This window comes from Flavilitoribacter nigricans DSM 23189 = NBRC 102662 (assembly GCF_002646595.1).
GTDB classification, from domain to species: domain Bacteria; phylum Bacteroidota; class Bacteroidia; order Chitinophagales; family Saprospiraceae; genus Flavilitoribacter; species Flavilitoribacter nigricans.
Genome location: NZ_PDUD01000048.1, coordinates 12,443 through 28,064 on the forward strand (window position 1 = coordinate 12,443; position 15,622 = coordinate 28,064).

The following is a 15,622-nucleotide window of genomic DNA, read 5'->3' on the forward strand; positions in this document are numbered from 1 at the left end:
TTAAGGGGGTGAACAATTAATGATTACAGAGCCAAATATATGGTCAGTCCGGGCGCTCCGTGGGATTGTTCGGTGAGATAGGAATATGGATCGGTGAGATTTGAAAACAGGGGGTTGAAATTTCAAGGCCATCCGTTTAAGAGCATGAACTGGTTTAAATTTAACAGTCATAAACTGCAAAAGTCTCCGTCCAGGCAATTACTAATTCAAGGCATTCAATTTTTCGAGAAGATGAGCCCGGTAAGTTTCACTCACGGCCAGTACGTTTTTTTGAATGGACACCATATTGTCGGCGAAGCTGTCAATTTTATCGAGAGCAACCACATAAGAACGGTGGATGCGAAGAAATCGATCAGGCGGTAATTTTTCCAGGAGTGCTTTTAAGGTTAGGTGTACCATATATTTTTTCTGAGGGGTAGCAATCCGGATATAATCGCCCATAGTTTCGACGTACAGGATCTGATCGAAATCCAGGCGGGTGAGCACATTATCGATGCGGGCAAATAGGTAGCCATCCGCTTCCTTTTGGGTAGGCCGCAAAAAATCCTTAGCTCGATTGACCGCTTTCAGGAAACGGGCCAGTTTGATGGGTTTAACGATATAGTCGATGACTTCCAGATTGTAGGCTTGGACCGCGTATTCAGTTTTAGAAGTGATCAGAATAACCAGAGGCCGGTGGGTTAAGCTTTCCAGCAATTCCAATCCGGTCATTTGCGGCATTTCTACATCGAGAAAAAGCAGCTCGATTGGTTCTTTTTGCAGCCAGTTCATGGCCTGGACGGCATCCTCACATTCTCCGCTAAGGGATAAAAAATCTACTTCCTGGATGAAATTTCTAATAGCCAGCCTCGCCATGGGATTATCATCAATGATGAGGCATTTGATCATAGCGTTGGAGTAAAATAGTTTGTTGGTGAAATTAATAAATTTAAACCATTAAAAAAAAACATCCCCAGCGAAGCTTTGAAGTAAAAAAACCATTTTCCATACGTACCTTGTAATTGAAACAAAATTCATTTACTTTTGCGGGCAATGAAATACATCAGTGCCATACTATCGATTTATATACTGGCCCTGGCCCTGCTCCCCTGTGCAGACCAGATAGATTGGTGTAATTCCGACACGGGGGCCGAACAGGTCGTAGCACAGGCGGAAGCGGGCGATCACGATCATAGTAGCGATTCTAAAGATCTTTGTTCTCCCTTGTGTACCTGTAGTTGTTGCCATTTGACGGTTAGGACACCTACAAAAAACGACCTGCCAATCACCATTCCCAAGTTTATTTTTGCTGATTCCCCACTATTTGAGTCTATGCTCGTAGACCTCACTTCTCTTCATGACATTTGGCATCCGCCACAGCTTAGTTAAACCATTAGAGTTGTTCTACAGGAATTCTAATTGGGGTTAACGAAATTTTCACCTATTGTCTTTTTTGTTCCGTAATGTTCGCTTTTGTTCATCACAAAAGCTGGCTAATGGAAAAGCTTCGGTAAAAAGAAAAACGGTTCGTTTACCTCTCGGCACCTGGAAATCAACTCCATTTTAGCAGGCCGCCTATGCTTGCAAGTCTCCTATTCAATGGTTTAACGAAATTTTAATTTCAACATGTTTGATAAGATAATTGCTTATTCGATACAGAATAAGTTTGTGATAGGGCTATTGGTAGCAGCCCTAATCGTATGGGGGATTTTCTCCCTGCGACAGCTACCTATTGATGCCGTACCTGACATCACCAACAATCAGGTGCAGGTGATTACCATTTCTCCGACCTTGGCCACGCAGGAAGTAGAGCAGTTTATAACCACTCCAATAGAGCTGTCTTTACAAAACATCCAGCAACTTGTTGAGATTCGGTCTATTTCTCGTTTCGGCCTGTCGGTTATCACAGTAGTATTTGAGGAAGATATGGATATATACCTTGCCCGGCAACTGGTTGGAGAATACCTAAAAGAAGCCGAAAGCAATATTCCTGATGGGCTGGGCACCCCTGAAATGGCTCCAATCTCAACGGGTTTGGGAGAAATATACCAGTATGTTGTCCGACCTGAAGAAGGGTACGAAGAACAATATCCAGCTACCGAATTGCGCACGATTCAAGACTGGATAGTGAGGCGACAGCTATCCGGGATTGAGGGTGTAGTAGAGGTCAACACCATGGGCGGTTTTCTCAAGCAATATGAAGTAGCCGTAAATCCTAATCTGCTCAAGTCCATTGGCATTAGTATTACCGATGTCTACGATGCGCTACAAAACAGCAATGAAAATACGGGCGGCGCTTACATTGAAAAAAATCCAAGTACTTATTACATCCGCACCAATGGGATTGCCCAATCACTAACGGATATAGGAAATATAGTGGTTGACGTCCGTAGTGGCAGGCCAATTTTAATACAAGATGTAGCCACGGTACAGTTTGGTAAAGCACCCCGCTATGGCGCATTGACCCGTGATGGAGCAGAGGCAGTTGGTGGTCGAGTAATGATGCTCAAAGGATCAAACTCGGCAGCCGTTACCGAACGAGTAAAAGAAAGAGTGGTTCAAATTCAAAAATCACTTCCGGAAGGCGTGGTTATAGAACCCTATTTGGTCAGAGACAAACTTGTTTCAACGGCCATTGGTACCGTGCAGACCAACTTAATAGAGGGAGGTTTAATAGTGGTGTTTGTTTTGGTGCTGATGCTGGGTAACTGGCGAGCAGGCTTAATAGTAGCTTCGGTTATTCCCCTGGCCATGTTGTTTGCCATCTCTATGATGAATGTATTGGGTATTTCTGCCAATCTAATGAGTTTAGGAGCTATAGATTTTGGCCTAATCGTGGACGGGGCAGTTATAATCGTAGAAGCCATTGTTCATCGCTTACAGGTAGGGTTTGCGGGGCAAAAGCTAAGCGCAGCCCAAATGAATAAGGAAGTGCAAACCGCTTCTATAAAAATTCGGAGTTCGGCAGCCTTTGGTGAGATTATCATTTTAATGGTTTATATCCCCATTTTAGCCCTGGTAGGCATTGAGGGTAAAATGTTTAAGCCAATGGCACAGACCGTTATGCTCGCCATTGCTGGAGCATTGATTTTGTCTCTTACCTACGTACCTATGATGGCCGCACTTTTTTTAAACAAAAAGATTAGCGATAAAAAGACCATTGCGGACCGAATCATTGCCTTCACGCAATGGATCTATACCCCGATACTGAATGTAGCATTAAGGCTAAAAGGCATTTTTGTAATAGCTACCCTCGCTCTGTTTGCAATAAGTTTTTATGTGTTTACCCAAATGGGAGGCGAATTCATACCCACGCTGGAAGAAGGTGATTTAGCCATGCAGCAGATATTACCACCTGGGACCTCGCTATCGCAGAGTATAGAGATGTCCAAGATGATCCAAAATAAGCTGATGGATGAATTTCCTGAAATTGAAGACATTGTTACCAATATAGGCGCAGCCGAAATACCTACTGACCCTATGCCTGTTGAAATTGGTGACTATGTACTGGTCATGAAACCCAAATCAGAATGGACCTCTGCCAGTAATCGACAGGAGATGTTTGAGAAGATAGCGGAATCTCTAAGTGTATTTCCAGGAGTAGGTTACGAATTTTCCCAACCCATCCAACTACGGTTTAATGAATTGATGACGGGCTCAAAATCCGATATCGCCATTAAGCTCTATGGGCAAGACCTGGACCTTTTGTACAGCAAAGCCAAAGAAGCTGAAGGTCTTATCACCAAAATAGATGGTGTAGGAACTGTTAATGTGGAACAAACTATCGGCATGCCGCAAATCATTATCAATTTTAAGTACGCCAAAATGGCGCAGTATGGCTTACAGGTCAAAGAGGTCAATCAGGTGGTAAGAGCTGCCTTTGCCGGAGAGAGTGCCGGAATTATTTATGAAGGAGAAAGGCGGTTTGATCTAGTAGTACGGCTGGATGAAACCTACCGTAAGGATCTCGCAAACGTGCAAAACCTATATATCACTCTGGACAATGGCACTCAAGTGCCTTTACAAGCTGTGGCGGATGTGGAATTGATTGATGCTCCTATGCAAATCTCCAGGGACAATACCAATAGAAGAATTGTTATTGGTGTAAATGTAGGGGATACAGATGTAGAAACGCTGGTAGGTAAAATTCAAGCGGAACTGGATACCAAACTAAGTTTACCTTCAGGATATTACTTCACCTATGGCGGCCAATTCGAAAACCTCAAGGCCGCCAATGCTCGTCTGGCAGTAGCGGTACCTCTTGCTCTGGCACTAATTTTCATACTCCTCTTTTTTACATTTGGTTCCATCTCACAAGCGGCCTTGATATTTACCGCCATTCCACTATCTGCCATTGGCGGCATCTGGGCTTTGCAGCTAAGAGGTATGCCTTTCAGCATTTCAGCTGGTATAGGATTTATTGCCTTGTTTGGGGTCGCTGTCCTGAACGGGATTGTATTAATTGGCTACTTCAACCAATTGAAAAGCGAGGGAATAAGCAATATTCGGGAACGCATTCTAAAGGGTACCCGGGTGCGACTCAGGCCCGTTTTGATGACCGCGTCGGTGGCATCTTTGGGTTTTCTACCAATGGCTCTTTCCACTTCAGGGGGGGCGGAAGTACAGCGCCCCCTGGCAACAGTTGTTATTGGTGGTTTGATCACGGCCACTTTCCTGACGCTGGTCGTTCTACCTATTTTATACAGCTGGCTGGCACAGTGGCAAGAAGGTAAAAACAAACCATCCTTACCCGTAAAAGGAGCTATGGTGTTGCTGCCGCTGCTGTTCTTTGGATGGTCGGCCCAAGCGCAACAAAGACCGATATCGATGGACGAAGCCATAGAAATAGCCCTTAAAAACCATCCATCTGTTCGGGCCGCTAAGCTACAAGTTCAGCAAAGCCAGGCTTTGCAGCATCTGAAATACAACCTGGGAACGACTGATATTAGCTATCAGGGCGAGGGTTTATTCCGGGAAAACGGCCAGCGGGTTAATCAAATCGGCATCGTCCAAAGTTTCCCCAACCCCGCCACTACCAAAGCGCAAAATGCTTTCCAGGATGAAGTAGTGGCGATGAATAGTTTGTACAGTGAATTGACAGAAAGAGAACTAAAATTTCAGCTTAAGCAGCTTTATTACGAACTGCAACAACGCAAAGAGCTGCAAGCCCTTTACCAGGAATTGGTACAACTGTACCAACAGTATTACCAGACCGCATCGGTGAGAGTACAAACGGGTGCGGCCAACAATATCGAACGGCTTAGCATAGGTTCTTCGCTGGATGAATACCAACTATTGCAAAGGCAAATGACTATTGAAATCAGCAATCTGGAAGAACGCTTGCAAGTTCTGCTCAATACCAATGAAGCGGTAACCACCACGGATGGTCTTAGCCTAAACAGCCCGGTTTCCAGAGACACTGTAGCTGCCCTTCAGGTGCAATTGGCCGAACAGCGTATTCGTATAGAACAAGCCAATATTGACATTTTAAAAGCGAAGATGAAACCCGATTTCAATCTTGGATATGCTGCTCAAAACTACTTTGAAGGAGGCTGGCTATCCGGGCTACAGGTCGGCGTACAAATACCTTTATTCAACAAGCAGACCAAGCAAAAAATAGAAGCGCAAAAGATACAGACGGAAGTAGCTACAGCCCAGTACGAAGCGGAGCAATTGAGGGTTAACCAGCAACTATTGTCTGTCTATAATTCCATTCAACTCTATGCTGAAGGAGCTAATTATTATCGGGAACAACTCGATAACGTAAATCCGGAGATGGAAAGAATTTCCGAGTTAAACTATCAGGCCGGAGAAATTTCTTATTTGGAACTGCTCAACACGCTTAATCTACTAGCTAAAAACAATAAGAGTTATTGGGAACAGGTACTGGCACATAATAAAGCTGGCGCACTGTATCAATTTCTTGCAAATCAATAAAATATAATCGAAATGAAAATCATAAATCAGTCCATAATACCCATGTTATTAGTAGCGGTGCTGCCACTGCTGTTTTCCTGCAATCAAAAAAATGATGAAGCGGACAGTCACAAGCATGAAGAAGAATCTATCCAACGCTCAAATGAGGAAGGACACGATCCCGAAGGTGAAGAAGAACATGTAGAGGGCGAAATACACCTAACCCAAGCGCAGATAGCGACCATGAATATTACCTTAGGAGATTTTTCGCAGATAAAAATCAACGACTATGTAAGTGCAACGGGTACGCTAGGCTTACCACCCAATGCCTATTCGTCCGTTAGTGCTAAAGCAAGTGGATTTATTAAGAATAGTAGAAAATACGTAGAAGGTAATTATGTGAAAAAAGGAGTCGTCATGGCCTACCTGGAGAACCCTGAATTCATCCAACATCAACAGCAATACCTGGAAACAGCGGCCGAACTGACTTTTCTACGTCAAGAACTAGAGAGGCAACAAACATTGGTGGAGGCCAATGCAGGTATTGAAAAGAACCTGCAAAAGCTGCAATCTGAAGTCAATATGAAGACAGCAACGCTAAAAGGCATAGCTAAACAATTGACTTATCTGGGCATCAATGTTTCCAATTTAACGCCAGATAACATTGTAGAACGCATTGCCCTCGTCTCTCCCATGTCGGGTTATCTCACCACTATTAAAATGCATAACGGTATGTATGTAGAGCCCAATATGGAATTAATGGAAATTGTAAGTGAAGAACATTTGCATCTTGAATTGGATGTATTTGAAAATGATCTCGCACAGGTAAAAGAAACGCAACGCATTAGTTATACCGTACCAGCATTAGGCAATGCGATGTACGAAGGCGAAGTCCATGTACTCGGTAAAGAATTTAATACCGAAAATAAAACGGTTCGCATCCATGGTCATTTAGAGAAGGAACGCCCCCGGTTTATTAAAGATCTATTTATAGAAGCAAAGATTTGGCTTAATGATCAGACGGTTCAGGCATTGCCAGAAAAAGCAATTATTAAGGATGGAGCGTCTTCCTATATCTATATCACCACTGGTCAGGAGGAAGGAGGAGAAGTAAAATTCGAACAAGTAATGGTAATCCCCGGTACTAGTGATAATGGATATACCTCCGTAAAATTGGTTGATAAAATACCGGAGGGGGTGAAGATTGTGACGGATGGAGCCTACTTCGTCTATGCCCAGTCGAAGGCGGGGGAACTGGAGCACGAACATTGACAAACAGGGCGGCAGTGGCGCCAGGGGTGTCACTGCCGCATTCAAAATTTAAAAATCATGGAAAAAATCAAAATCAAAATACCTGTTTTATTACCATCAATACCTGATGAAAAAGACCAATGTATCACTCGACTTATACAAAATTTGGAAAACCAAAATGGTATAGAGAAAGCTCATGTTGAGGATGGCAATCCAGCCCAAATATGCATTCACTATCATCCCGATACCATTTCCGTCAATAAGGTGAAAAAAATAGCCCAGCAAACCGGAGCAACCCTAACCCACCGCTTTCGGCACACTTTGTTGGAGGTCAAAGGTATCCGTCACCAACGTCATGCCCGAAGTATCGGTGATTCATTAATGAAAGAAACTGGAATCGTAGAGGCGGTTGCTTCTGCTGCCGGGATACTGCGACTGGAATGGGACACGGAAAAAGTCAAGCAATCGGAAATTTTGGCAGCAGTTAAAAAAACAGGGCTCAAAATCAGCAAAGAAACCAAAGATGAACATGACGAACACGAACACGAGGAAGGTGATGGGCATGACCATGCTCACGGTGGTTTTCTGGGAGAAAATACGGAACTGTACTTTGCTATTGGCAGCGGTGTTTTTTGGCTGACGGGTTTAATACTTTCTTTCCAATCTGGTATTCCCGAAATGCTGACTACAGGGCTTTTTGTCGTTGCCCTCATTTTAGGTGGCTATTTTACCCTGATGGAAGCCATTGAAACCATCCGCAAAGGAAAATTTGAAATTGATTTTCTGATGCTGGTGGCGGCAGCCGGTGCAGCTTCGCTCGGCAAATGGGAAGAAGCCGCATTATTGTTGTTTTTGTTCAGTTTGGGGCATGCACTGGAAAACTACGCTATGAATCGAGCCAGAAAATCCATTGCAGCACTTTCGGATTTAGCACCACCAACGGCATTGGTCAAACGAAATGGTGAAACTGTTGAGGTGGGAATTGAGGAGTTAGAATTGGGAGAAAGTATAGTGGTGAAACCCAATACAAAAATCGCCGCTGACGGTGTAGTTATAAAAGGGAGCAGTTCCGTCAATCAAGCACCCATTACCGGTGAAAGTGTTCCAGTTGACAAACGCCCAGTTGACAATCCCGATAAAGTGGACAAACTTGATGGATTGGCAGCCGAAAATCGAGCTTTTGCAGGTACGATTAACGGCAGCCATGCCCTCGAAATAAAGGTTTTAAAATTAGCAAAAGATAGTACCCTGTCAAAGCTGGTAGAACTGGTCAAGGAAGCCGAAACCCAAAAATCACCGACCCAACAATTGACCGATAAGTTTGAACGATACTTCGTACCGGCGGTATTGATTTTGGTGGTCTTACTGCTGTTTGCCTTTTTAGTGATTGACGAAACCTTTGCCGATAGCTTTTATCGGGCAATGGCAGTCCTTGTTGCTGCCTCACCCTGTGCTTTAGCCATTTCTACACCAAGTGCAGTATTAGCAGGCGTAGCAAGGGCAGCCCGTGAGGGGGTACTGATTAAAGGAGGTCGTCCATTGGAAGATTTAGGTAGTTTAAATGCGCTGGCTTTTGATAAAACGGGAACGCTTACAGAAGGGAAACCCAAACTGACCAATGCCATACCTTTCGAACCAATTGACCGACAGACCCTGCTTACCGTAGCGGTGGCGGTGGAGGAATTGAGCGACCACCCGCTGGCGGCAGCTATCGTGGAAGGCGGTAAAGCAGAGTTGGAAAACATAACTATTTCCAAAGCCCAAAATCTGGAAGCCTTAACCGCACGTGGTATTAAAGCGACGGTTGAAGGCAAAACGGTTCACATAGGTAATCGAAGGCTGTTTGAAGAATTAACAGGAGAAGCCGTTCCAGAAGAAATAGACCAACAGATGGCAAGCCTCGAAGAGGAAGGGCATACCGCCATGATCGTCCATCAGAACAGCCAGTATTTGGGTATTATCTCAGTGATGGATGTAGCCCGCCCCGAAGCTGCCGCCACCCTAAAGAAGTTAAAGCAAATAGGTATCCAACGGATGGTCATGCTCACAGGAGATAACCAGAAAGTGGCAAATGCAGTAGCCAGGAATATAGGAATTACTGACCCGATGGGGAGTTTATTACCTGAAGATAAAGTAGCCGCAATCGAAAAACTAAAAGCCGAAGAAGGCAAAGTAGCAATGGTAGGAGATGGAGTGAATGACGCCCCTGCTATGGCAAAAAGTACCGTAGGCATTGCAATGGGTGCAGCGGGTTCGGATGTCGCTTTGGAAACGGCAGATATTGCCTTGATGGCAGACCGTCTGAACAATCTCCCTTTTGCCATCGGACTGAGCAGAAAAGCAAAAGGGATTATTAAACAAAACCTTTGGATCAGCCTGGGCATGGTAGTCATCTTAATACCCCTGACGCTGACGGGTATTGCAGACATTGGCCCGGCGGTGATTGCCCACGAGGGGTCCACACTGGTGGTGGTTTTCAATGCATTGAGATTATTAGCTTATAAAAAGTAGGATACCTTGAAAAAGAGCACCTTCACGATCAGTAAAATGGATTGCCCCTCCGAGGAGCAAATAATCCGTATGAAACTGGAATCCCTCCCTCAGGTGAAGCACCTGGAGTTTGATATTCCATCCCGTAAATTGGAAGTTTTTCATCAGAATGATGTACAACCCATACAAGCGGCCATCAGTGAACTCAAGCTCAATGACCAACTACAGGGTACGGCCGAGGCTGAATTGCCCATAGAGGTCGACGATACGCATCAACGTAAAATATTATGGTGGGTGCTGGGTATCAATTTTGGTTTTTTTGTGATTGAAATGACCACCGGTTGGATCTCCCGGTCCATGGGGCTAGTAGCTGATTCTTTGGATATGCTGGCCGATTCCATCGTGTACGGGCTAAGTCTTTTTGCTGTAGGAGCTGCTATTTCCCGGAAGAAAAAAGTGGCGAAAGTTAGCGGCTACTTTCAGATGGGACTGGCTTTGCTGGGGTTTTCGGAAGTACTACGCAGGTTTTTCAGTGAAAGTGAAACGCCCTTGTTTCAATGGATGATCATCGTTTCTCTCCTGGCGCTTGCGGGTAATTTGGTCTCTCTTTGGCTGATCAATAAGGTCAAAAGTCGAGAGGCCCACATGCAGGCGAGTGCCATCTTTACTTCCAATGACATCATTGTAAACGGTGGGGTGATTTTGGCCGGGATATTCGTTTTCTGGCTGGATAGCAAATGGCCTGATTTGATCGTTGGAGGGATCGTATTCGGTTTTGTAATGCGTGGTGCAATAAGGATATTGAATTTGGCGAAATGATGATTCTAAAATTTCGAAATCTATGAATGCATGGCTGTGGGCAGGAGTTTTATTACTGGCGGCATGGGCAGCTCATTGGGGAGCCAATCAATTACTGACCCCTTTAAAATTGCTGCGTAAACAATGGGGGCTCACCGCTTCTGCCGGAGCTGCTTTTCTAGCCATTGTCACGGCCAGTCCGGAGGTGGCCATCAATATCACCAGTGCGGCACGGGGCGTATCCGACATCGGTTTGGGTAACCTCCTGGGGTCTAATATTATTTCTATTCCATTAATGATTACCATTGCCTATTTCGCCTCTCGCAAGCGCTTTAAAAATAACCCACAGCATCAGGAGCACCTGGATGCTAAAGTGCTGGCCCTCAACAAACGATCAGTGTCCGTTTTGTCATTACCCTATTTGGGTATCATCGCGCTGGTTGCCATTTTGACCATACCCAAAGCCTGGCGCGGACTGCAACCGGTAGATGGCTGGATCATGTTGGGGGCTTATGCCGCTTTTTTGGCGCGTGCCATTATCAAAGGACGCGAGAAAGGAGAAAAAGTGGAGTGGACCCAAAAGGAAATTTGGCTTTCTATAGCCGGGGCATTTGCTATAGCAGCCGGGGCTTTTTTCATTGTTAAAGCTACTGAAAACATTGTTTCGGTTCTGAGTATTTCAAAGATTGTAGGCGGGCTATTCATTACGGGCATTATGACCACCGCACCGGAGGTATTTAAGACTTGGAGTGTAGTAAAAGGGGGAGAGGTAACCGCAGGCACCACGAGTGTGATAGCCGACAATGCCATTACCATGACAGTTGCATTTTTTCCGTTAGCACTGGTTAATACCCCCGTACAGGATTTTCAACTGTATTGGGTTAATCTGGCGTTTGTAGGATTGATGCCTTTGTTGTACAGTCTGTTTGTCCATCAGAGCAAAGAACTTCATGGTTTCAGTAAATGGCAGGTTTTTGTTTTTGATGCGGCTTATTTAACTTATTTACTCGTCATGGCATTTTTCGTCTTGGAACTTATTTAAACAATGAAAGGCGAATTTTTAATATTATAAAAGAAATGATTCTCAATAAAGACCAAGTAAAGGAATTATACCAACGCACAGCCCGATTTTATGATATCGCCTTATTAGGTTACCGCCTTCTGGGGATCACCAAATACCGGCGCGAAACCATAAATGGATTGCAGCTTAAAGCCGGAGACACGGTAGTAGATATAGGTTGCGGCACAGGGGCAAATTTCGCTTTACTCAGTAAAGCAGTAGGACCTACCGGACGGATTATCGGTGTGGATCTTTCACCGGCCATGCTTTCCAAAGCGGAACGGCAAGTGGATCGATTGGAAGGGACAAACATTGAGCTTGTGGAAGCGGATATTGGTTCCTGGCCGATTCCGGCAGAAACGAATGGCATCCTGGCTACCTTTGCCCTGGAAATGATACCTGAGTACGATGCCGTGATCCAACGAATTGCCGGAACCTTATTACCTGGACAACGTTTGGCATTGCTGGGGCTTAAGCATCCGGAAAAATGGCCGGACTGGCTTATTGAATTTGGAATATGGTTGAATAAACCTTTTGGAGTAAACAGGGAATATGAATCTTTACAACCGTGGAAATCGGTTCAACAACACATGAATGTTTTAAAATTTAAAGAAATATACTTTGGTTCGGCTTACATTTGCGTCGGTGAAAAGAGGCCCGGTTAATTGTATTCCCTAATTCCGTTTTCAAAAATAGGAAGATACCCCAAACTGTATTCCACCCATCTTTTTCGGTGGATTGGAGAGAATATCCGTTTGCCTCATAAACCGGTAATTGAGCCGTAAGACGGTAGAAGGAACCGGCCGAAAGCTCAAGCCTGGTACGATAGCCCAAAGTTGATCTCCGATGTTTCCGCCGGTTTCCCTGAAGCGGCCCACGTTCCAGTCGACATATTCCAGTCGTAGGGCAAAATTGATCACGGCCTTATCAAAGCCCAAAAGGTCTCGCTTCCATAGAGGCTGAATAATGTCGACAAATCCCCCCCTTTGCCGGTTACCATACTGTTGGGAATAAGTTTCGGGAATATCCAACTGGATCCAGGCCCATTCCCCTACGAGTGTAGTGCCGGTTATCGAAAGAGTTGTATTGAAATCCACGGCAATCACACCGAGACTTCTCTTTTTATCCAATAACAAGCCGTCTTCTTCAAAGGTGTTGTAAATGCCCCCCATGTAGGATATCCCGATCTCTCCGATCTTGTTATTGCGTAAAGCTAATTTCCCACTCAACAAAGGGGAACCATTACTGCTTTCTTCGAATCTTTCTTTATTGGCTTTTGCTGCCGGCAGAAAGGTCTGGTTCCGGTGGTTGCTAATGATCGAATCATCAAATCCGTTGGTCAGATAGATTTCATAACCGAAAGCCCAGTCGTTTTGGTAATGTTTTCCATAAAACCCAAAACCTACATTACTCCAGGTAGCGGGCAGCATTTCAGTCATGGCAATGGGACGATCCACAAATTCCCATTTCGGGCCGTCATGGTTTTGGTTAAAGGCTCCGATCGGATTCATTACTACACCACCCCGGAAATTTAAAAAAGGATGCAGATTCAGATCCAGGGCTGCAAACTCAATGGCGATTTCCTTGCCCCCTTCTTCCAGCTCAATCTCTGATAAAAATTTTATCTTCCGGTGAATGGAGGATGCCAGAAAGATCGTCATTCGCGGTATTTGAAACGAGTGCCCCTCGCTTATGCCATCTTCGCCCATGTATTGATAGTGAGTCTCCAGATAGCCCCCTACTGAAACCGGCATTTTCCCTACTTGCAGAAATGGGCGGTTATAGACCGCATCCATGTTCATGCTCTTCTGAAAGGAAGTATCCGGCGGATTTCTCTTAAGTAAACCCGGATCAATTTGAGCAAAAAGACTCCAACCGGATAGTAATAGTAGGATACTTGAAATGTATTGTTTCATGCCAGATTTATTTTTACAGCATTAAGCTCCACCAATACCGGAAATATCCTTAAATGTTCTTCAGCGGGACCATTTTGCACTATCCCATATTTAGTAAATTCACTTCCATGTGCCGGACACTGAAGACGATCTCCATAAACCTCCAACTCAGTACCCTGATGGGTACATTTCATTAATAGGGCTTGATATTCAGAAGCAGAAAGGCGATAAACACAAATTGGATAGGCCAATGCCTTGTGTTGCACCACAACATAGTGTCTGAATTTTAGCTCTTTTTGCCTGGTAAGCACAAAAGCATCCAGCGGGATTTCGAGATAACTCCCTTTCAGTTTTCCAGTCAGATATTTGGTCCCGGTGCAGCTTTCCATGAATGGAACGGCCCCAAGGAAACTCAGGCAACTCCATCCACAGGTTTTTATAAAATCTTGACGATGCATAGGTGTCAATTAAAGGGATTCAAGAAATGTAAGTAGCGCTGACTTTTCTATAGTGGATAAAGCCTCAAACAGGTCTCTGGCCATTTTAGCCTCACCTCCGTGCAGTAGAATGGCTTCTTCTATACTCCGGGCTCTGCCATCGTGTAACAGAAAATATTCCCGGCCCTGAGAATCCGGAGATAGGCCCAAGCCCCAAAGAGGGGGAGTTCTCCATTCGAAAGTTTCCGCAGAACCTTCGGTTACTCCATCGTCCAATGCCGGCCCCATATCGTGTAACAACAGATCGGTATAGGGGAAAAAAGTCTTGTTTGACAAAGCGGAAATATCCGAATGGGGTGTGGTCCATTGCGGTATATGGCAGGAATTGCATTGTATACTATGGAAAATGTCCCGTCCTTGCATTACTTGATCGCCATCGGGGCCTCTCTGAATTGGGGCTTTTAAGGTTCTTAGATAAAGAACTACATCTCTAACCGTTTGATCCGTTACCTCAGGGTCGATAGTCAGGCCCGACGCGACATCCACCGGTTCAAAAGTGGAGGTAACACCCATATCCTGATTGTAAGCGGTAACCGTTTGTTGAAGCAGATCAATGGCAGCAGCTTTTTTCCCAAATCTGCCGAGATACCGATTATCTTTTGATTGGTGATACCACTGTACTATAAAATAGTCTGGAGGAATTACATACTGAGGCACCCCGGAAATTCCGTCCTTATCCAGGTCATCAGGATCAGCATTATTTAAGATTTGCTGATCGGTCAAAGCAGCCAACAATCCCAAACCTGTTACTGCCGGGGGAGTAAACCGGGTATGGGGAAGGCTATCCGGCAGCCATTCCGGCTGATGGCCCGGGATGGCCCGGTTTTGCAATTGTGGCCCTCCAATGGAGACATCGGGTAAAGCGTTGGGTTCAGTTTGCCCAAAGCGAACGAGCGTGGTAAATGGATGTCCTTTCCCATCGCCTATATGACAGCTTCCACAGGACGTAGCCACAAATAAAGGCCCCAAGCCATTTTGTGCGGTAAAAATCTCATCATTGAAAGCAATATCTCCCGCCAAAAATTGACTTTGTTCAGAAAAGGATAATCCCTCTATTGGACCGTCAAGCAATTCATCTTCCGGTGGGCTTCCGGGGATGATTTTTTCACAGGCTCCCCAAAGAAAAAAAATTCCTGATGTGAGGAGTATCAATATTCTCTTTTTCATAGGGGGTATTATTTTTTTAGTTTGATAAAATTAATAATTTAGATTAGTCTAACAAAATTATTTCACCCTTTTAATCGCACCTGTTACTTTTTCCATTTTTCCTGTCCTTCCTGCATAGATATTTTTCAACTAATTCCTAAACAATTCAACAAGAAAAACAATGAGAACCATAAATCTCATTCTGTTCTTCGGCTTACTGCTAGCCACTTCCTACTCCCGAATCTACTCTATATTGGTTCCTGGCCGATTCCGGCAGAAACGAATGGCATCCTGGCTACCTTTGCCCTGGAAATGATACCTGAATACGATGCCGTGATCCAGCGAATTGCCGGAACCTTATTACCTGGACAACGTTTGGCATTGCTGGGGCTTAAGCATCCGGAAAAATGGCCGGACTGGATTATTGAAGTTGGTATATGGCTGAATAAACCTTTTGGAGTAAACAGGGAATATGAATCTTTACAACCGTGGAAACCGGTTCAACAACACATGAATGTTTTAAAATTTAAAGAAATATATTTTGGTGCGGCCTACATTTGCGTCGGTGAATTGCCCCTATGAGGGCAATT

12 protein-coding genes are annotated in these 15,622 nt (G+C 44.6%); 8 read left to right on the forward strand and 4 right to left on the reverse strand.

The window, feature by feature from the left end; genetic code table 11:
* Positions 1–201 precede the first annotated feature (201 nt).
* Positions 202–888 (reverse strand): LytR/AlgR family response regulator transcription factor, encoded by a 687-nt coding sequence (locus CRP01_RS34850; protein WP_099154715.1) that lies wholly within the window; start codon positions 886–888, stop codon positions 202–204.
* A gap of 144 nt (positions 889–1,032) precedes the next feature.
* On the opposite strand from CRP01_RS34850, the gene CRP01_RS43540 reads away from it, so the two are divergent.
* From CRP01_RS43540 to CRP01_RS34885, 7 genes are all read left to right on the forward strand, one after another.
* Positions 1,033–1,368, forward strand: coding sequence for a DUF6660 family protein (locus CRP01_RS43540; RefSeq protein ID WP_099154716.1), 336 nt, complete (start codon positions 1,033–1,035; stop codon positions 1,366–1,368).
* 237 nt (positions 1,369–1,605) lie between these two features.
* Positions 1,606–5,916: a CusA/CzcA family heavy metal efflux RND transporter gene (locus CRP01_RS34860; protein WP_099154717.1), complete on the forward strand. Its 4,311-nt coding sequence runs from the start codon at positions 1,606–1,608 to the stop codon at positions 5,914–5,916.
* Positions 5,917–5,928: 12 nt separating this feature from the next.
* Positions 5,929–7,167 (forward strand): efflux RND transporter periplasmic adaptor subunit, encoded by a 1,239-nt coding sequence (locus CRP01_RS34865; protein ID WP_099154718.1) that lies wholly within the window; start codon positions 5,929–5,931, stop codon positions 7,165–7,167.
* Between the two features lie 57 nt (positions 7,168–7,224).
* A complete protein-coding gene (locus CRP01_RS34870) occupies positions 7,225–9,657 on the forward strand; it encodes a heavy metal translocating P-type ATPase (protein ID WP_099154719.1) in 2,433 nt (810 codons plus the stop codon).
* Positions 9,658–9,663: 6 nt separating this feature from the next.
* The gene (locus tag CRP01_RS34875) at positions 9,664–10,455 is read left to right on the forward strand and encodes a cation transporter (RefSeq protein WP_185154588.1); all 792 of its coding nucleotides are present in this window, start codon (positions 9,664–9,666) and stop codon (positions 10,453–10,455) included.
* A gap of 22 nt (positions 10,456–10,477) precedes the next feature.
* On the forward strand, positions 10,478–11,476 hold the full coding sequence (locus CRP01_RS34880) for a sodium:calcium antiporter (RefSeq protein ID WP_099154720.1): 999 nt from the start codon (positions 10,478–10,480) through the stop codon (positions 11,474–11,476).
* Between the two features lie 35 nt (positions 11,477–11,511).
* Entirely contained in the window at positions 11,512–12,159 is a 648-nt protein-coding gene (locus CRP01_RS34885) for a class I SAM-dependent methyltransferase (RefSeq protein WP_099154721.1), read from the forward strand.
* A gap of 21 nt (positions 12,160–12,180) precedes the next feature.
* On the opposite strand, the gene CRP01_RS34890 is transcribed toward CRP01_RS34885, so the two are convergent.
* Genes CRP01_RS34890 through CRP01_RS34900 form a run of 3 tightly spaced genes read right to left on the reverse strand, consistent with a single transcriptional unit; the run spans position 12,181 to position 15,053 of the window.
* The gene (locus CRP01_RS34890) at positions 12,181–13,410 is read right to left on the reverse strand and encodes a hypothetical protein (RefSeq protein WP_099154722.1); all 1,230 of its coding nucleotides are present in this window, start codon (positions 13,408–13,410) and stop codon (positions 12,181–12,183) included.
* On the reverse strand, positions 13,407–13,847 hold the full coding sequence (locus CRP01_RS34895) for a QcrA and Rieske domain-containing protein (RefSeq protein WP_143473674.1): 441 nt from the start codon (positions 13,845–13,847) through the stop codon (positions 13,407–13,409). The genes CRP01_RS34890 and CRP01_RS34895 overlap by 4 nt, the downstream gene beginning before the upstream one ends.
* 9 nt (positions 13,848–13,856) lie before the next feature.
* Positions 13,857–15,053 (reverse strand): di-heme oxidoredictase family protein, encoded by a 1,197-nt coding sequence (locus CRP01_RS34900; RefSeq protein ID WP_099154724.1) that lies wholly within the window; start codon positions 15,051–15,053, stop codon positions 13,857–13,859.
* Positions 15,054–15,365: 312 nt separating this feature from the next.
* Between CRP01_RS34900 and CRP01_RS34905 the strand changes: the two genes are divergently transcribed.
* Positions 15,366–15,614, forward strand: a complete 249-nt coding sequence (locus CRP01_RS34905) for a hypothetical protein (RefSeq protein WP_143473675.1) — start codon at positions 15,366–15,368, stop codon at positions 15,612–15,614.
* Positions 15,615–15,622: the final 8 nt, after the last annotated feature.